The 17,219-nt window shown below is 65.2% G+C and carries 15 protein-coding genes; 7 read left to right on the top strand and 8 right to left on the bottom strand.

Going from position 1 to position 17,219, the window contains the following annotated elements; translation table 11 throughout:
* The first annotated feature begins 1 nt into the window (after position 1).
* Positions 2 to 1,519, top strand: a complete 1,518-nt coding sequence (gene ilvA, locus JGZ97_RS05235) for a threonine ammonia-lyase, biosynthetic (RefSeq protein ID WP_207061565.1) — start codon at positions 2 to 4, stop codon at positions 1,517 to 1,519.
* A 37-nt stretch (positions 1,520 to 1,556) separates the two neighbouring features.
* On the opposite strand, the gene JGZ97_RS05240 is transcribed toward ilvA, so the two are convergent.
* Positions 1,557 to 2,897, bottom strand: a complete 1,341-nt coding sequence (locus tag JGZ97_RS05240; RefSeq protein WP_207061566.1) for an ATP-binding protein — start codon at positions 2,895 to 2,897, stop codon at positions 1,557 to 1,559.
* Positions 2,878 to 3,603 (bottom strand): response regulator, encoded by a 726-nt coding sequence (locus tag JGZ97_RS05245; protein ID WP_207061567.1) that lies wholly within the window; start codon positions 3,601 to 3,603, stop codon positions 2,878 to 2,880. The genes JGZ97_RS05240 and JGZ97_RS05245 overlap by 20 nt, the downstream gene beginning before the upstream one ends.
* Positions 3,604 to 3,750: 147 nt before the next feature.
* Between JGZ97_RS05245 and JGZ97_RS05250 the strand changes: the two genes are divergently transcribed.
* A complete protein-coding gene (locus JGZ97_RS05250) occupies positions 3,751 to 4,374 on the top strand; it encodes a Spy/CpxP family protein refolding chaperone (RefSeq protein WP_207061568.1) in 624 nt (207 codons plus the stop codon).
* 37 nt (positions 4,375 to 4,411) lie between these two features.
* Here the strand turns inward: JGZ97_RS05250 and JGZ97_RS05255 are convergent, their stop codons facing one another.
* The 4 genes from JGZ97_RS05255 to JGZ97_RS05270 all read right to left on the bottom strand — a co-directional run bounded on the left by JGZ97_RS05255 (position 4,412) and on the right by JGZ97_RS05270 (position 10,313).
* Positions 4,412 to 4,933: a hypothetical protein gene (locus JGZ97_RS05255; RefSeq protein ID WP_207061569.1), complete on the bottom strand. Its 522-nt coding sequence runs from the start codon at positions 4,931 to 4,933 to the stop codon at positions 4,412 to 4,414.
* Between the two features lie 73 nt (positions 4,934 to 5,006).
* Entirely contained in the window at positions 5,007 to 6,200 is a 1,194-nt protein-coding gene (locus tag JGZ97_RS05260; RefSeq protein WP_207061570.1) for an NnrS family protein, read from the bottom strand.
* Between the two features lie 190 nt (positions 6,201 to 6,390).
* A complete protein-coding gene (gene glnE / locus JGZ97_RS05265; protein ID WP_207061571.1) occupies positions 6,391 to 9,309 on the bottom strand; it encodes a bifunctional [glutamate--ammonia ligase]-adenylyl-L-tyrosine phosphorylase/[glutamate--ammonia-ligase] adenylyltransferase in 2,919 nt (972 codons plus the stop codon).
* 65 nt (positions 9,310 to 9,374) lie between these two features.
* Positions 9,375 to 10,313, bottom strand: coding sequence for an inorganic triphosphatase (locus tag JGZ97_RS05270; protein ID WP_207061572.1), 939 nt, complete (start codon positions 10,311 to 10,313; stop codon positions 9,375 to 9,377).
* A 175-nt stretch (positions 10,314 to 10,488) separates the two neighbouring features.
* Between JGZ97_RS05270 and JGZ97_RS05275 the strand changes: the two genes are divergently transcribed.
* The 3 genes from JGZ97_RS05275 (at position 10,489) to argA (ending at position 14,037) form a co-directional block, all read left to right on the top strand.
* Complete coding sequence (locus JGZ97_RS05275) at positions 10,489 to 11,169, top strand: TIGR00153 family protein (protein WP_207061573.1); 681 nt, start codon at positions 10,489 to 10,491, stop codon at positions 11,167 to 11,169.
* A gap of 101 nt (positions 11,170 to 11,270) precedes the next feature.
* Entirely contained in the window at positions 11,271 to 12,536 is a 1,266-nt protein-coding gene (locus JGZ97_RS05280) for an inorganic phosphate transporter (protein WP_207061574.1), read from the top strand.
* A 157-nt stretch (positions 12,537 to 12,693) separates the two neighbouring features.
* A complete protein-coding gene (gene argA / locus JGZ97_RS05285) occupies positions 12,694 to 14,037 on the top strand; it encodes an amino-acid N-acetyltransferase (RefSeq protein ID WP_207061575.1) in 1,344 nt (447 codons plus the stop codon).
* A 93-nt stretch (positions 14,038 to 14,130) separates the two neighbouring features.
* Here argA and JGZ97_RS05290 read toward each other — a convergent pair whose 3' ends face one another.
* Complete coding sequence (locus JGZ97_RS05290; protein ID WP_207061576.1) at positions 14,131 to 15,240, bottom strand: poly(3-hydroxybutyrate) depolymerase; 1,110 nt, start codon at positions 15,238 to 15,240, stop codon at positions 14,131 to 14,133.
* Between the two features lie 306 nt (positions 15,241 to 15,546).
* Here JGZ97_RS05290 and JGZ97_RS05295 point away from each other — a divergent pair, with 306 nt between their 5' ends.
* Entirely contained in the window at positions 15,547 to 15,879 is a 333-nt protein-coding gene (locus JGZ97_RS05295; RefSeq protein WP_370584011.1) for a VOC family protein, read from the top strand.
* Positions 15,880 to 16,094: 215 nt separating this feature from the next.
* The gene (locus JGZ97_RS05300; protein WP_207061577.1) at positions 16,095 to 16,523 is read left to right on the top strand and encodes a hypothetical protein; all 429 of its coding nucleotides are present in this window, start codon (positions 16,095 to 16,097) and stop codon (positions 16,521 to 16,523) included.
* A 71-nt stretch (positions 16,524 to 16,594) separates the two neighbouring features.
* Here the strand turns inward: JGZ97_RS05300 and sodB are convergent, their stop codons facing one another.
* Positions 16,595 to 17,179, bottom strand: a complete 585-nt coding sequence (gene sodB, locus JGZ97_RS05305; protein ID WP_207061578.1) for a superoxide dismutase [Fe] — start codon at positions 17,177 to 17,179, stop codon at positions 16,595 to 16,597.
* Between the last annotated feature and the right edge of the window lie 40 nt (positions 17,180 to 17,219).

A 17,219-nucleotide genomic window follows, 5' to 3' on the forward strand; every position in this document is an offset into this window, starting at 1 on the left:
TATGCCGCACCAGTACATCAAGAAAATTCTCCAGGCCCGGGTCTACGACGTGGCGAAAGAAACGCCCCTGGATGAAGCCCGCGCCATTTCCAAGCGCCTGGGCAACCGTGTACTGCTCAAGCGCGAAGACCTGCAGCCGGTGTTCTCCTTCAAGTTGCGCGGCGCCTACAACAAGCTCTCCCAGCTCTCGGCGAAAGACCGGGCGCGGGGGGTGGTCGCGGCCTCGGCCGGCAATCACGCCCAGGGTGTGGCCCTGGCGGCGGCGCACCTGGGGATGAAGGCGACCATCGTCATGCCCAAGACCACGCCGGACATCAAGGTCAACTCGGTGCGGGCCCGCGGTGGCAAGGTGGTGCTGCACGGGGATACCTTCGACGAGGCCTTTACCTACTCCCAGCAGCTGGTGAAGGAGCAGGGGATGGTGTACGCCCACCCCTACGACGACCAGGACGTGATCGCCGGCCAGGGCACCATCGGGATGGAGCTGCTGCGCCAGGAGAGCGGGCCGATCCACGCCATCTTCGTGCCCGTGGGCGGCGGCGGCCTGATCGCCGGGATTGCCGTTTACATCAAGTACCTGCGCCCTGAAATCAAGATCATCGGGGTGGAGTCCGCGGACTCGGCCTGCCTCAAGGCGGCCCTGGACGCCAACGAGCGGGTGGTGCTGGACCAGGTGGGCATCTTCGCTGACGGCGTTGCCGTGGCCCAGATTGGCCAGAACACCTTTGAAATCTGTCGCCAGTACGTGGACGAGGTGATCACCGTCTCCACCGACGAGATCTGCGCCTCGATCAAGGATATCTTCGACGACACCCGCTCCATCACCGAACCGGCCGGCGCCCTGGCCCTGGCCGGATTGAAGAAATACGCGGTGCGCGAGGGGCTCAGTGACAAGACGCTGATCGCCATCGACAGCGGCGCCAACGTCAATTTCGACCGCCTGCGCCACGTCTCCGAGCGTGCCGAGCTGGGGGAGCAGCGCGAGGCCATTATCGCCGCGAAAATTCCCGAGCGTCCCGGCAGCTTCAAGCAGTTCTGCCAGGCCCTGGGCAAGCGCAACATCACCGAGTTCAACTACCGCTTCAGCGACCGGGACGAAGCCATGGTCTTCGCCGGGGTGCAGATTCGCGAGGGGGGCGAGGGGCGCCAGGAGCTGATGGAGACCCTGCGGCCCCACCTGGACGAGGTGGAGGACCTGACCGACAACGAGATCGCCAAGCTGCACGTGCGTTACATGGTCGGCGGTCACGCCCCGGCCCTGCTGACCAACGAGGTGGTGTACCGGTTTGAATTCCCCGAGCGGCCCGGCGCTCTGATGAAGTTCCTCAACAAGATCGGGGGGCGCTGGAATATCTCCATGTTCCACTACCGTAACCACGGCGCCGCCTACGGGCGGGTACTGGTGGGCATGCAGGTGCCCCCGGAGGAGCGTGAACAGGTGGAGCAGTTCCTGCGCGAAATCGGCTACCACTTCAGCGACGAGACCGACAACCGGGCCTATCAGCTGTTTCTTAACTAGGCCTCAACAAGCCCTCAGCGGGCGTTCAGGGGCGCGCTCAGGGGTGCGTTGCCGGGACCCGCGGTAGCCGCACCTGCAGGCAGAGACCGCCACCCGGGCGGTTGCCGGCGCTGATCTCGCCGCCGTGCAGGCGCACCGCCTTGGCGGCGATGGCCAGCCCCAACCCCCAGCCTTCCGCTTCCCGGGCCGGATCGGCGCGCACGAAGGGATCAAAGACCCGTTCCTGCAGTGCCTCGGGTAGCCCCGGCCCCCGGTCGCACACGCTGATCTCGGCCCACCCCGCGTCGGTTGTCAGCGTGACCTCCACAGCCTGCTCCGAGTACTTGAGGGCGTTGCGCACGATATTCTCCAGGGCCCGGTGCAGTTGCCGGGGATGGCCGCGACAGTATGCAGGACCAGGGGCGGCAAGGGTCACCCGGGGGGCTTCGAAGTTGGCATCGTCCACCAGCTGCTCCAGCAGTTGGCCCAGGTCCAGCGTCTCCCGCGGTGTCTCCGCCGGCGCACCGTCCATGCGGACCAGCAGCAGAATCTCTTCGATCAGGGCGTTGAGGCGCTCGGCCTCCTGCTCGATGCGATCCAGGGCTTCCCCCGGTTCGGCACGGCGCCGGGCCAGCTCGATGGCGACCCGCTGGCGGGCCAGGGGCGTGCGCAACTCGTGGGAGACGTCCCTCAGCAACTGCTGTTGCCCTTCCAGCAGGGTCTGCAGGCGCTCGGCCATGCGGTCAAAGTCCGCCCCGAGTTCGCCCAGCTCGTCCCTTCGGTTGCCCATGGCCTCTCCGACCCTGACCTGGAGGTCGCCCTCGGCGAGGGCCCGGCTGGCCCGCTGCACCAGCCGTACCGGCCGCACCAGGTAGCGGGCCAGCAGGCCCGACAGCAGGGCCACGATCAGCACCGTCAGCCCCAGCCGCCAGGCCAGGGTGGAGCCGGAGTAGAGCAGGTCGATCAGCTCCCGGGGGTTGAGCACCACGAACCGCAGCGGCTCGCCCGCATTCTCAAGGGTCCAGCTGATGGGGCGCCGGCGCCAGCGATCGTGATGGCGGGGGCCGGGAGGCGCCCCCTGTTGCAGGTGATGGTGCAGGCGCGGTGGCAGGGGCATGCCGTCGAGACTGCGGCCGCGGCTGTCCAGCAGCAACACCCGCAGCCCGGTCTCCTGCAGCAGGTTGCGGCGCCAGCGGGTGAGGGCCTCGGGGCCGCCCCGGCGGTACTGGTCCAGGGCCTCGTTGGCGTGTTGGGCCAGGGGTGAGGTGTCGGCCAGGCGGCTATCGAAGTGGCGCGCCAGCAGCCAGGTCAGGCCCATGTTGGCCGCCACCACCAGCATCATCACGACCCAGAAGGCGAGAAACAGTTTTAGGTAGAGGCTACGCATCGGCATTGGCATCGGTGTCGTCCGGCGGCAGCAGCAGGTAGCCTTGGCCGCGCACGGTGCGGATGCACAGCGCGTCGCCGGCCAGGGCCGCGAGCTTTTTGCGCAGGTTGCTCAGGTGCATGTCGATGGCGCGGTCAAAGGGTCCCAGGCTGCGCTTGAGGGCGTAACGGGTCAGGCGCTCGCGGCTGACCAGGCTGCCGGCTTCGCGCATCAGCAACTCCAGGACCAGCCACTCGGTATGGGTCAGCTCCAGCGCCTGGGCGCCGTAACGGGCCCGGTGGCGGCGCAGGTCCAGGTGCAGGGCGTCGAGCTCAAGGCTGTCGCGGGTGGTCGCCCCCGGTTCCTCCCCTTGCTCCAGCGCCACCCGGCGGATGATGGCGCGAATCCGGGCCAGCAGCTCGCGGGGGCTGCAGGGCTTGGGCAGGTAGTCGTCGGCGCCGATCTCCAGGCCCAGGATGCGGTCTATCTCTTCGCCGCGGGCTGACATCATCAGCACCGGGGTCGCCGCCTCCTGGCGCAGCGCCTTGAGGGTGTCGAAGCCGTTGAGGCCGGGCATCATCACGTCCAGCACGATCACGGCAAAGCGGCGGCCGCGGGACAGCGCCAGGCCCTCGTCGCCGCTGTGGGCGCAGGCGACTTCGAAGCCCTCGAGCTCCAGGTATTCGCTGAGCATTTGGCACAGCGCCCGGTCGTCATCGACCAGTAAAATAGGATCCATTCTATCTCCCTGTTATGCCTCCCTATTCTGACACAGCGGCGGCGTCTCGGGCGGGGCTTTACACAACCTTTACACGCCATTGACCCTGCTTTGCACTACCCTCGGTAAGCTGATTATGGAAAGCCTGACGACTCACGGAGAAGGATCATGAAAAAACGTATCGGATTAACCCTCGGCGCGCTGGCGTTGGTCACCACCACTGCCTTGGCGGTGGCCGGTCCTGGCGGAGGTGATTGTGGCGGCCCCGGGGGGGGGCATGGAGCCATGGGGAGCGACGGTTACGCAATGCACCACGGCATGATGCACGGGCAAGGTGGCTCGGGCATGCACCACGGCATGATGCGGGAGAAAGGCGGGGCCGGCATGCACGGGGGGCGGATGGGCGCCCATGGAAAAGGCGCGTATGGGAAGGGAACCATGGGGCCGCGGATGCTACAGCGGCTCGACTGGGCGCTGGAGCTGAACGGGGAGCAGCGCGACCAGGTGCGCTCCTTGCTCAAGCAGCAGCAGGGGGAGCACCAGGCGCGGCGTGAGCAGATGCGCGCGCTGCACCGGCAGCTCAACGAGCTGGACCCGGCCGCGTCGGATTACGAGTCGAAGGTCCAGCAGCTGGCCGAGCAGCAGGCGCAGCTAATGGCGAAGATGTGGACCCAGCGTGGTCAGTTGCACGCCCAGATCGGTGCGTTGCTGAGCCCCGAGCAGCAGGCGACCTGGGATGAGATGCACCGCCAGATGGGAGACCACCGGGGCCATCATCAAGACCCCTCCTGATGCGGCCTTTGTGCGTGGGGCGTGCGGCCGGCGGGACTCAGTCGCAGCCGGCCGGCACCTCCGGGGAGTGGGGGTAGCGGCTGTCGGTGAGGGCCCGGGCGGTGAAGAGCCAGAGGGAGATCAGCCCCCAGGAGAGGCCGATGACCACCCCCAGGTCGACGATACCGCGCCAGGGCTGTTCCAGAAAGTGGACCAGCTGAACCAGGCCGATGATCATCAGGGTGAGCATAAAGGTCACCACTTGGCGGCGGCGTTCGATGTGAAAGTAGCCCATGCAGAACACCGGTGCCAACAGGGCACGCAGGCGACCGGGGTAGCGGTAGAGGTAGGCGATGCGAGCGGCGACCCGCGGCGAAAACCCCTTCTGAAAGCCGCGGTAGCCTTCGCCGTAGCTCATGAAAAAGACCCAGGCCGCCATGCCCAGCCAGTGGTACCAGGCAAGCGGCTGTTCAAAGGCCTGTAGGGCGATCAGGCTCAGGCGGTAGATCGCCCAGAGAAAAAAGACGCTGATACCCAGTAGGCCCCAGCCGGCGGCGGCGGTTCTCAGTGCGCGTGTCATGTTTGTCAATTTCCGAGCCAAAAGGGCCTGGAATTATAACGGCCCCGTGCCGCCTTGACGACTTGGCCGATCCTCACCCTGGACGCCCGTCGACCCGGGGGCGGATCAGCTTGGGCCAGTAGTCGATGCAGAAGGCGCTGAAGGCCAGGATCCAGAGCAGGGCGCTGGCGCCCAGCAGCGGGGCCTGCAGCCCGCTCCAGAAGCCCAGTCCCGCGATGACCCGGAGCGTGGCGCCGAGGGTCAGCAGGTAAATGCCGATGACCGTCAGCCGGGGCAGCTCCAGCGGACGGCCGGTGTGGCCCAGGGAGACCCGCGCCATCATGCCCAGCGTCATCAGCCCGATCCCGCCGACGGTGAAGGCGTGAACGGCCCCCGACTGGCCGACCAGTCCTAACCCGGCCAGCCCCTTGAGCACAAAACCCAGGGCAATGGCGCCGTAACCCAGGTGCAGCACCCAGATGATGGGGTGGCCCCAGAGCCTGCGGTCCTGCCACCCTGCGAGGCGCAGAAAGTGTACTCCGCCCAGCGCCAGGGCCAGGGCGGCCTGGGCCGGGGTATCGCGCTGCAGCAGCTCCCACAGCGCCAGCACCAGCACCCCCGCCACCGACGCGATTTCTACCGGTTGCCATTGCCGGGGCTGCATGCCGGGCAGGGGGTTACGGGTAAAGAAGGGAATGACGCGCCCGCCCATCACCACGATCACGAGGATTACCAGGTTGAGACCGAACTGGCTGCCCAGCCCCGGCAGCGGGTTTTCGCCCAGCGCCGCCATGTGCATCAGGCTGTTGCCGAGGGCAAAGAGGGCGAGGATGACCAGGAAGGCGAGGTTGCGCGGCGCCCGGGCGGCGAGCAGAGGGCGCGCCAGGGCCAGGATCACCAGGGGGGCAAAGGCAATATCCACCAGGGCAGTGAGCCAGCCGGGCTGGCCCAGGTCCAGGGTGCAGAGCAGGCGCCCGGCGAGCCAGACCGCCACCAGCCCCACCAGAGGCCAGCCGCTGGGGACTTTCTCGCCGGTCCAGTTGCGCACCGCAGTGAGCAGAAAGCCGGCAATGATGGCCAGTGCGTAGCCGTAAAGCATTTCGTGGGCATGCCAGGCGACCGGGGTGAAGTAGCCGTTCAGGCTCAGGTGGCCGTGGTAGTAGGGTAACCAGAGCAGTATCAGCACCACCGCGGCCAGGGCGCCCAGGCCGAAGAAGGGGCGAAAGCCCAGGTAGAACAGGGCGAAGCGGTCGGGGGGAATGCGGTCTTCCGGTCTTTCAATATTCAACACGGCGCGCGGACTCCTGGTGGCGGCGGGGCCGGGGCGGCCCGGGGCCAATAACGCAGAGCTTAGCCGGCGGGACGGGCGGTGAGCCTTGATGTACATCATTTCCGACGGTTGACGTCGGATTAGCTGGCGCCGACCTTGCCCTGGTCATGGGGGCCCGCCCCAGACCCCGGGTCTGCGGCGGATTTGCTCAGCTCTCCAGAACCGCCCGCCAGGTGGTTGCCACCGCCTGGCGCAGCTTTTTCACCGCTTTCTGGCTGATGACGCTGGACGAGTCTCCCTGCAGGGCAAGCCGGTGGGCGAGGCCGCGGTAGGCCTTGTAGGCTTCGCGCAACTGCTCGGCATCCTTGGCGCACAGCAGGTGCGCGGCTTCGATGGCGTCGAGAATCCGTATGTTGTCGGTGTAGGTCAGCAGCCCGGGGTGGTCGGCGGCGTGGGCCAGGGTCAGGTACTGGACCAGAAACTCGATGTCGACGATGCCTCCGGCGTCCTGCTTCAGGTGAAAATCGGCATCCTCCCCTTCGCTCTTGCCCTTGGTGCCCAGGTGCTCGCGCATTTTCAGGCGCATTTCGAGGACCGCCTGCTTCAGCTCTGCCGGGTCCCGGCGCTGACCCAGTACGTTATGTCTTACCGCTTCGAACCGGTCCTGCAGGGCGCCTCCGCCGGCCACCACACGGGCCCGCACCAGGGCCTGGTGCTCCCAGGTCCAGGCTTCGTTGAACTGGTAATCCTCAAAAGCCTTGAGGGAACTGACCAGCAGCCCGGAGTTGCCAGAGGGGCGCAGGCGCATGTCCACTTCGTAGAGCTGGCCGGAGGGGGTGCGGGTGTTCAGCAGGTGAATGATGCGCTGCCCCAGGCGGGTGAAGAACACCTGGTTGTCGACGGGTTTACGACCATCGGTGGCCAGCCCTGGGCCGCCGTCGTGGATAAACACCAGATCGAGATCGGAGCCGTAGCTGAGCTCGATCCCTCCCAACTTGCCGTAACCGACGATGATGAAGTCTCTGTCACAGGGCACGCCGAGGGCCTTCTGCGGCAGCCCGTGTTTGTCCGTGAGCAGCTTCCAGGCGATATCCAGCGCGCCGTTCAGCACCACCTCGGCGATGTAGGTGAGGTAATCGCTCACTTTCATCAGCGGCAGCGCACCGGATATCTCCGCCGCCGCCACCCGCAGGACGTGGGCGTTCTTGAAATAGCGCAGGGCCTCCATCAACTGCTCCGTGTCCTCCTCGGGAATGCGCAGCAGCTTTTGCCGCAGCTCGTGTTCCAGCGCGGCCTTGTCCGGGGGGCTGTAGAGGGTGCGGACATCAATCAGCTCGTCCAGCAGGATCGGCTGGTGGGCCAGCTGTTCGGCGAACCAGGGGCTGGCCGAGCAGAGCTTGACCAGTTGGGCGAGGGCGCCGGGGTTTTCCCACAGCAACACCAGGTAGGCGCTGCGGCGCAGGACCGCCTCGATCAGCTGGAGTACCCGGGCGAGGGTGCGGGTGGGGGCTTCGACCTGGGCGGTGGCGTTGAGCAGCAGTGGCATCAGCCGGTCGAGGCGGTCGCGGCCGATGGGCTGCATCATCTTGACGCGGCGGCTGTTGCGCAGGTTGTTGATCAGGCGCCAGGCCTCTTCTGGATCTTCATGACCGGCCCGGGCCAGTTGTTCCTCGGCCTCGTTGGGCTCAAGTTTGGCCGTCCACAACAGCGCCCACTCCTCTTCCTCCCGGGGCTTCGCCTGTTCCGCGTCGGCCGGTGCGATGACCTCGGCGAATTGTGCCCGTACCCGTGAGCGGTGGTGGTCCAGGCAGGTTAAAAATGCTTCCCAGTCGTCGAAGCCCATGCTGTAGGCCAGGCGCAGCCGTGCCGGTTCACTCCGAGGCAACTCCTGAGTCTGTTGATCCGCTACCGCCTGCACCGCGTGCTCGCTGTCGCGCAGAAATCGGTAGGCGGCGTAAAGCTCGTCGGCGGCCCCCTGGGGCATGCCGACGGCGTCGGGCAGGAGGGCGAGAATCTGCTTGAGTTCGCGCTGCTGCAGGCGGTTGTCACGGCCGCCCCTGATCAGCTGGAAAGCCTGGGCGATAAACTCCACTTCTCGAATGCCGCCGGGCCCCAGTTTGACGTTGCCATGGAGGTTGCGCCGCCGGATCTCGCGATTGATCATCGCTTTCATCTCCCGCAGCGAATCAAAGGCGCTGTAGTCCAGGTAGCGGCGATAGACGAAGGGGCGCAGGGCGCTCATCAGCTCGGCGCCGGCGCTCTGATCGCCGGCCACGACCCGGGCCTTGATCATGGCGTAGCGCTCCCAGTCCCGTCCCTGGTCCTGGTAGTACTCCTCCATGGCGGCGAAACAGGGGGCGAGGATGCCGCTTTCGCCGTAGGGGCGCAGGCGCATGTCAACGCGAAAGACAAACCCCTCCGCGGTCTGGGCGTCCAGGGCCTGGATCAGCTTCTGCCCCAGCTTGTTGAAAAAACTCTGGTTATCCAGGCAGCGCCGGCCGCCCTGGGTCTCCCCCATGCTGGGAAAGGAGAAGATCAGGTCGATGTCTGAGGAGAGGTTAAGCTCGCGGGCGCCCAGTTTGCCCATTCCCACCACGACCAGCTGCTGGGGCTTGGCGGGGCTGTTGCCCCGGGGACGGCTATAAGGGGTTCCCCACTGGGCGCAGGCCCGTTCATAAAGCCAGGTCAGGGCCTGGTCGATGCACGCGTCGGCGAGGTCGCTGAGATCCGCGGTGGTCTCTTCCATCTCTGCCAGGCGGGTCAGGTCCCGCCAGATGATGCGGACCATCTCCTGGTGACGGAACAGTCGCAGCTGCCGCTGCAGCTGCGCGTCATCCTCGGCGTCAGCGAGCTGCGAGGCCAAGGCCTGGGCGTAGCCCTGCGCTTCAGTGCGTGCAGACTGCAGACGGGGAGCCAGGGCCTCGAGCATGTCCGGCCGCCGGCTGCATTGTTCGGCCACGTAATCGCTGCCGGCCCAGACCCGGGTCAGCTGTTCCCAGAACAGGGTGGGTAGCTGTGCCAGTCGTTGCAGGCGTTCCGAGCCTGCCGCTTCGGCAAAGGCCCGCCAGTGTGCCTCAACCGGGGGGCGGAGCGGTGCGGGGAGTTGGTCAAGAAGCGGGCCGGCCATGGCGAATCCTTAAGCAAGAGGGGGAGGGCTGATTAGAGGCAAAAAAGCGCCGCTCAGCAAGTATGTCACCCATCGTTCCGGTGCTCAAAAAGGGCCTGGGCGAGGGTGACCAGCGTCAGCCCCAGGCGGCGACTGTTGATCCACTTCAGTACGACTTGGCGGCGCTCAGCGTCGGGGCGTTGCAAGGCGTCGTGCAACGCCCGCAGCTCGTCACCCAGCGCCTCGGGCGCGAATCCGGCGGTGTCTTTCAGGGCTCGGAGGCTCTGCTCCAGTTGCTGCAGGAGGCCGGGGTCATCGACAAACAGGTAGGACTCCATCACCGCCTGCAGTCGCTCGAGCGTGGCAGTGGCGTCAACGGCGCGGTTGCTGGCCGGTGGCAGGTTGCGGGCGCGCTCGGGGTGCCGCAGGCGATAGCCACGCTCGGCCTTGCTGATGCGCGTGATCCTCAACGCAACGTCCGCGGCGAGTTGTTTGGCCAGTTCGAAAAGGGCCTCGGGGGGGCCGTCTTTGAGCTCCAGCTCGATTTCGCTGATCGGATCACTGAGGGTGTCGGCGCGCGCCTCGCCGACGTCCAGCACCAGCTCGACCTGGGCGCTTTGGCCGTTAAAGGGAAAGTCCAGGTTCCAGGTGATGCGCATGAAGTCGGTGGTGAAGGCCGGCACGAGCGTGCTTGGATTGAGGCCTGGCGGCAGGGCCTCGGCCGGCAGCTTTTCGGGGGCCAGCTGCGGGGCCGCCAGCCGCCACTCCCATTCGTTTCTCTGGTGCAGCCCGCCGCGGCTTTGACCGCGGGTCTTCAGGGTTTGAATATACTCTTCGCCCTGGTGACGGATGCGCAGCGCCACTCCGTGTTGGTTGAGGCGTTGTTCAGGGCTGTCAAAATAGGTGTTCAGCAGGTGCCGCTTGACCGGAGGTGGCCCTGCGTAGTTTTTCAAAAGGGGAGACTGGCGCAGTGTATCCTGCTGATTGGGAGGGAGGCTGAGTTTCAGTTCGATTTCCTGAGGCATGTATTAGTTATCTCTAATGTTCTGAGGGCGAGAGCCCTTCGGGGGTTCGCCGGTTTGTTACAATAGTGTTACAGAATGGTTGCGCGGTTGGTTTTATTTTGTGGCAAAAAGGCTACAAAATGATGATATCTGCCTCTATACTGCGCCGAAATTTTCCTAGCCAAGGTGAATGCTAATGGTAGCCAACAGCTCCTTTATGCAAATGTTTGCTCGCTCGCCTGTCAAGCCGATGCAGCAACATATCGAAAAGGCCCACGCTTGCGCGATGGAATTGGTGCCCTTCTTTGAAGCGGTGCTGGCCAAGGATTGGAAGAAAGCAGAAGCCGCGCAGCTGCGGATTACCGAGCTCGAGCACGAGGCCGACGAGCTCAAGCGGGGGGTGCGTGCCCACCTGCCCAAGAGCCTGTTTATGCCGGTACCGCGCACCGACCTGCTGGAACTGCTGCGCATGCAGGACCGGATTGCCAACAAGGCCAAGGACATTGCCGGCATCATGCTGGGCCGGCAGATGGAAATCCCCCCTTCCATGGCCGAGGCCGTCACCGGCTATGTAAGGAGCTCCCTGGCGGTCAGCGCCCAGGCGGTGGTCGCCCTGAACGAACTCGATGAGCTGGTCGCCGCCGGTTTCCGTGGTCGCGAGGCTGACCTTGTGGACGGCATGATCCAGCGCCTTGACGAGCTGGAACACGATGCGGACATGCGTGAGCGGGAGGTGCGCCACATGCTCTTGGCGCTGGAGAAGGACCTGCCCCCTATCGACGTGATGTTCCTGTACAAGGTCATCGACTGGATCGGCGAACTGGCTGATCGCGCCGAACAGGTCGGCAGTCGACTGCAACTGCTGCTGGCCCACTAACCGATCGTTGCATCACGCGCCGGCGGGACGGCTTTTTAACAAGGCGCCGTCCGTCACCGGCCGCAACGAGCCGATACGAGCAACCAAGGGAAGTCTTCTCCATGAGTATCATTGCAGAATACGGCAACATCCTGGTCATTCTGGCCTGCCTTTTCGGTTTCTTCATGGCCTGGGGTGTGGGCGCCAACGACGTCGCCAACGCCATGGGCACCTCCGTGGGCTCCAAGGCCCTCACGATCAAGCAGGCGATTTTAATCGCCATCTTCTTTGAATTTGCCGGTGCCTACCTGGCCGGCGGTGCCGTGACCGCCACCATCCGCAAGGGGATTATCGACCCCGGGCTGATGGCCGGCACGCCCGAGCTGCTGGTCTTCGGCATGCTGGCCGCATTGCTGGCGGCGGGTATCTGGCTGTTGGTGGCCACTCACTTCGGTTGGCCGGTCTCCACCACCCACTCCATCGTCGGCGCCATTGTCGGTTTCGCCGCCGTGGGTATCTCCGTGGATGCGGTGGCCTGGGGCAAGGTGGGCAAGATCGTCGCCAGTTGGGTGGTCTCGCCGGTGCTCGCCGGCACCCTGGGCTTTATGTTGTTCAGGAGTGTGCAGCGGCTGATTCTGGACAGCGCCGACCCCTTCGCCAACGCCAAGCGCTATGTGCCCATGTACAGCTTCCTGGTGGGCTTTATCATCGCCATGGTGACCTTCACCAAGGGGCTCAAGCATATCGGCCTGGGGCTGAGCTTCGGCGAAAGCGCCGCCTACTCCATCGTTGCGGGCCTGGTGATCTTGGTGCTGGCCAAGTACCTGCAGCGCAATATCACCGAGAGCGAGGAAGAGAACCGCGAATACCACTTCACCGGGGTGGAGAAGGTATTCGGGGTGCTGATGATGTTTACCGCCTGCGCCATGGCGTTCGCCCACGGCTCCAATGACGTCGCCAACGCCGTCGGCCCCTTGGCCGCGGTGGTCAGCATTATCGGCGCCGGCGGTGAAGTTGCCCAGAAGAGCGCGATGCCCCAGTGGATCCTGTTACTCGGCGGTGCCGGTATCGTTCTGGGCCTGGTCATGTACGGCCACAAGGTGATCGCCACCGTGGGCAGCAACATTACCGAGCTGACCCCCAGCCGCGGCTTCGCCGCCACTCTGGCGGCGGCCACCACCGTGGTGATCGCCTCCGGCACCGGGCTGCCGATCTCGACTACCCATACCCTGGTGGGGGCGGTACTCGGGGTGGGCATCGCCCGAGGCTTGTCGGCGCTGAACCTGCAGGTGGTGGGCACCATCTTCATGTCCTGGATCGTCACCCTGCCCGCCGGCGCCGGTCTGGCGATCCTGATCTTCTTCACCCTGAAGGGGATCTTCCTCTAACCAGAGGAGGCGCAAGCAGCGTCTGACGGCGGGCCCTGAACGGCCCGCCGTTTTTGTTTTTGTCGCGTAAAGCCTGCACAATGAGGGCGCCGGTCGCGGAGGGCGGTGCCGCGGCAAGCAGGCCAGCCATCACCGTCTGCATGAGGATCACGACGCCTTGAGCCAGAGCAGCCAAACCCAGGACTACGTGGATTTTTTCCGCCATTGCTCGCCCTATATTAATGCCCACCGCGGCAAGACCTTTGTGCTGATGCTCGATGGCGATGCCCTGGCGGCGGATAACTTTCCCAACATTGTTCACGATATCGCGCTGCTCAACACCCTGGGTGTGAGGCTGGTGCTGGTACACGGTGCCCGCCCGCAGATCGAGACCCGCCTGGCGGAGCGGGGCATCCGCTCGCGGCTGCATCACCACCTCCGGGTAACCGACGAGGCAACCCTGGCCTGCGTCAAGGAGGCGGCCGGGAGCTTGCGTGCCGACATTGAGGCGCTTTTCTCCATGGGGCTGCCCAATTCACCCATGCACGGCGGCCGCTTCCGTCTGTGTGGGGGCAACTTTGTCACCGCCAAGCCGCTTGGGGTGGTGGATGGGGTGGACTACTGCCACACCGGGGAGGTGCGGCGGGTGGACAGCGCCGCTCTGCAGCGGTTGCTGGACGACGGCGCCATCGTGTTGCTTTCCAACCTGGGCTATTCGCCCACGGGGGAGGTGTTCAACCTGTCGGTGGAAGACGTGGCGGCGCGGGTGGCGATCAGCCTGCAAGCCGACAAGCTGATCTGCTTCGGCGAGGAGCCGGGGATCACCACCCGGCGCGGCGAGCGCCAGTCGGAGTTGCTGACCCGCAGCGCCGAGCGCCTTTTGCGCCACTACCTGGAGAGCCTCGACGACCCGCAGCAATCGCCCCGCAATGAGCTGTCACGGCAGCTGACCGCGATCACCCAAGCTTGTCACGGCGGGGTCGACCGGGGCCACCTGATCAGTTATCGCCAGGACGGGGCTTTGCTGATGGAGCTCTATACCCGGGAAGGGGCGGGAACCATGATCCTCAAGGAGAGCTACGAGCAGGTGCGCCAGGCGCACATCGAGGATGTGGGTGGTATCCTGGAGCTGATTCAGCCCCTGGAGGAGAGCGGCGTGCTGGTGCGCCGGTCCCGGGAGCGGCTGGAGAACGAGATCGAACGTTTTACCCTGGTGGAGCGCGACGGCGCCATTATTGGCTGCGCGGCCCTTTACCCCTTTGATGATGGCTCGGCGGAGCTGGCCTGCGTCGCGGTGCATCCGGATTACCGGGGCGGGGAGCGCGGCGATGCCCTGCTTTGCGCCCTGGAGGCCCGGGCACGGGAGCAGGGCCTGTCACGGCTCTTTGTGCTCACGACCCGGACCGCCCACTGGTTCCGTGAGCGTGGGTTTGTGGAGGTGGGGCGCGAGCACCTTCCCGATGGTCGCCAGGCGCTCTACAACCTGCAGCGCAATTCGAAGGTGTTTGAGAAGCCGCTGTAGGTAGCTGTAGGTACAAGCAGCGCCTGGGCAAGCGGCCGGTGCGACTGCCCTACGCTGTCCCACCGGGCCGGGGGCTCACGCTGGCTCGCAACGCTAGGGGCGCTGGCGCAGGCGGTTGATCATGCCGTGAACCGCCTGCGGTTGCAGCCCGCTCTGGGTGAAGAAGTCCGCCCCTGAGTAGCCCCAGAAATCCCAGCACCCCCGGGGGTTATACGGCGTCTCCTCCATCAGGCTGCGATCCCGAATCTGCGGGTAAAGCACCAGTAGCCGGTTGTTTTCCGCCACTTCGTTGTAACCCGCCGCCTCGTGAAAGAACACGCCGTTGGTGTCGATTTCGGCGGCAGACTGGCGGCAACCGTGAAAGGCCACGTGCAGCGCGCAGCCCCCCGCTTGGCAGGACTTGGGAATGTAGAGGTAACCGGTATCGGCCAGCCCGGAGCTTTCGAACTGGGTGTCGGTATCGAGGAATTCACGCTGGTCAAAGGCCAGCATTTCGCCTTCAAGGGTGTCTGCATTGGCGGCGAGGACGCCATAGAGGTGGGTCAGCAGGGCGCGCGCCTGGTCGTAATCCTCGCAGTTGTTGATAAACGGCGGTGCGTGGGCGTCACAGGCATGGTCGAGGTTGTCCGAGATAAAGGCATGCCCGGCCTCGGGGTTGACCTCAAACTCGATCGCCGCCGCGGGTACGCCGACGGCCCGGTAAAATCGCTCGGCCTCGGCCACCACTTCGGTGACCACGGTGTCGTCCTCGCCGCCGCTGAACAGATAAACACGGTCGTTCGCGAGCTGCTCCGGCGTATCGATCAGCCCCGCCTCGGCGTGCTCGCGGGCCTTATCCGCCAGCGCCTCGCCGTCGGGCAGCAGCGCCTGCAGACAGGCACTTTCAAACGGCCAGATGCTGTAACGGCAGGGGTTCATGCAGCTGGTGGTGGCGGTCACCACAAAGAAGCTGGAAGGCCAGCCGAAGGTGCCGGCACAGTAATAAGGTCCGCCCGCGATAATTCCCGCGCCGCTGATGGTGGCCGAGTAGGCGACGTGAAACTGGGACGCCATGTAGCCGCCGGAGGAGAGACCGGAGACGGTGGTTCCTTCAAGCGCGGCCTCCAGGGCGGGAAGGCGCTCGGCGGCGCAGTTCTGAAAACTCAAACTCAGCAGCAGCGCCAAGGCATATTTGAACAGGCGCTCCTTGCCTTTTCTATTCATCGGGCGGGTCCTCGCTCCTTTAGCTGGGGCGTTACAGTATAGGGGGGATGACGACTGTTGACCCCCGGCTCCGGCACTCGGGTGGACGGCACGACCGGGTCCGGCCCTTGCCGGCGCGCGTGGCCAACTTGGATGCGACACTCTAAACTCCGGTGGAGGAACGAGGGCGCGGTGCCGGCTTGAGTGAGTCGTCATCCGGTCCTTCTTCGCGCCGCAGACAGGAGCTGGCGATGGAACCCCGTATCAGCATGATCACCCTGGGCGTGAGTGACTTGGACCGCGCGATCGTTTTCTACGAGCAGGGGCTTGCCGCGCCTGGCTTCGCCCCCCAGCGTCGCCTTTTTCAACCTCAACGGCACTTGGCTTGGGCTTTACGGCCGAGACGCCCTGGCCGAGGACGCCGGCGTGGATGCTGACGGCAGTGGCTTTCGCGGCGTCACCCTGGCCCATAATTTGGACTCGGAAGCGGCCGTTGACGTCCTCCTGAGGGAGGCGGTGGCGGCCGGCGCCTCCCTGGTCAAGCCAGCGCAGAAGGTGTTCTGGGGCGGGTATAGCGGTTACTTCGCCGATTCCGATGGTCATCTCTGGGAGGTGGCCCATAACCCCCTCCTCTGGATTGGCCCCGCCGCTGGCGAATAAGCCGCCGCGTGGTAAAGGCGAAGAGTTGGGGAACGGGGTGTCCCGGGAGAGTGACTTCACCTGCGGAGCGAGGGCGCCGATTTTTCGTTTGGGTGCCCCTTAGTGTGAACCTTCCAGAGTGACAGGGCAGCACCATGACCTCATCCGACCCCGATACCCACCCGGTCCACACTGAACCCGCCGCCACCCGTGTTCATTACTACTAGGGACAGCTGTTGCTGGCCCCGGCCCTGCAGCGAGACCAGGACTATCTACTGGGAAAAATCCGCCAGAGCCACCGGGCTCTGTTTGAACCCGGGGTGGTCAAGGGGCTGGTGGTGCGGGTGGGGGACGGCCGGGTGCACGTGGCTGCCGGTTTCGCCATGGACAGGCTCGGTCGGCTGCTGGAACTGAGTCGCGACCTCTCCTTCGAGCCGCCGGCGGAGAATGGGGCCTGGCGGCTCTGCGCGCGGGTCGACGAGCGCTCGCATTTTCTCGAACTTCCCGGCTACCGGGAGGCTGAAGTGTCACAGCATGCTTCCCTGGTGGAAGAGCGGGTACGGTTTTTCCTGCGTCCGGCGGACGCGCAGATGCCACCGGGGGAGGAGGTGGTTATCGCCGGCATTCGGCGCCACGGCGGGGGCATTGACGTCAGCGACGCCTGAAAAAGTCGACGGGTAGGGAGCAAAAAGGGCGGCAGAGGAGCCGCCCTTGGTGGGGTTGGTCGGGGCCTAGTTTACTTGCTCAGGTTTTCGTTGACGAAATCCCAGTTCACCAGAGCCCAGAACGCCTCCATGTACTTCGGACGCAGGTTGCGGTAGTCGATGTAGTAGGCGTGCTCCCACACATCCACGGTGAGCAGCGGGGTCTGGCCTTCGGTCAGCGGGCAGCCGGCATTGCTGGTGTTGACGATCTCGACGCTGCCGTCACTGTTCTTGACCAGCCAGGTCCAGCCGGAGCCGAAGTTGTTTACCGCGCTCTCGGTGAACTTCTCCTTGAAGCTGGCAAAGGAGCCGAAGGCGCTGTTGATGGCGGCGGCAGCCGCACCGGTGGGCTCGCCGCCACCGTTGGGGCTCAGGCAGTGCCAGTAAAAGGTGTGGTTCCAAACCTGGGCGGCGTTGTTGAACACCCCGCCGGCGGGGGCGCTGGTGATAATCTCTTCCAGGCTTTTGCCTTCGTACTCGGTCCCCGGCACCAAGCCGTTGAGCTTGACCACGTAAGTGTTGTGGTGCTTCCCATAGTGGTATTCCAGGGTCTCGGCGGAGATATGGGGTGCCAGCGCGTCTTGCGCGTAGGGGAGGGGCGGCAGTTCAAAGCTCATGACGTTACCTTTTCCTTTCCTGAGTTCAAAAAATAAAGCT

The organism is Motiliproteus sp. SC1-56 (genome assembly GCF_017309075.1).
Classification (GTDB): domain Bacteria; phylum Pseudomonadota; class Gammaproteobacteria; order Pseudomonadales; family Balneatricaceae; genus Motiliproteus.

Excerpts from the sequence above, each read along its gene's own strand:
- JGZ97_RS05280 (WP_207061574.1), top strand. The coding sequence starts at position 11,271 with ATGAGTATCATTGCAGAATACGGCAACATCCTGGTCATTCTGGCCTGC.
- JGZ97_RS05240 (WP_207061566.1), bottom strand. The coding sequence starts at position 2,897 with ATGCCAATGCCGATGCGTAGCCTCTACCTAAAACTGTTTCTCGCCTTC.
- JGZ97_RS05270 (WP_207061572.1), bottom strand. The coding sequence starts at position 10,313 with ATGCCTCAGGAAATCGAACTGAAACTCAGCCTCCCTCCCAATCAGCAG.
- JGZ97_RS05245 (WP_207061567.1), bottom strand. The coding sequence starts at position 3,603 with ATGGATCCTATTTTACTGGTCGATGACGACCGGGCGCTGTGCCAAATG.
- JGZ97_RS05250 (WP_207061568.1), top strand. The coding sequence starts at position 3,751 with ATGAAAAAACGTATCGGATTAACCCTCGGCGCGCTGGCGTTGGTCACC.
- JGZ97_RS05290 (WP_207061576.1), bottom strand. The coding sequence starts at position 15,240 with ATGAATAGAAAAGGCAAGGAGCGCCTGTTCAAATATGCCTTGGCGCTG.
- JGZ97_RS05275 (WP_207061573.1), top strand. The coding sequence starts at position 10,489 with ATGGTAGCCAACAGCTCCTTTATGCAAATGTTTGCTCGCTCGCCTGTC.
- glnE (WP_207061571.1), bottom strand. The coding sequence starts at position 9,309 with ATGGCCGGCCCGCTTCTTGACCAACTCCCCGCACCGCTCCGCCCCCCG.
- JGZ97_RS05255 (WP_207061569.1), bottom strand. The coding sequence starts at position 4,933 with ATGACACGCGCACTGAGAACCGCCGCCGCCGGCTGGGGCCTACTGGGT.
- ilvA (WP_207061565.1), top strand. The coding sequence starts at position 2 with ATGCCGCACCAGTACATCAAGAAAATTCTCCAGGCCCGGGTCTACGAC.
- sodB (WP_207061578.1), bottom strand. The coding sequence starts at position 17,179 with ATGAGCTTTGAACTGCCGCCCCTCCCCTACGCGCAAGACGCGCTGGCA.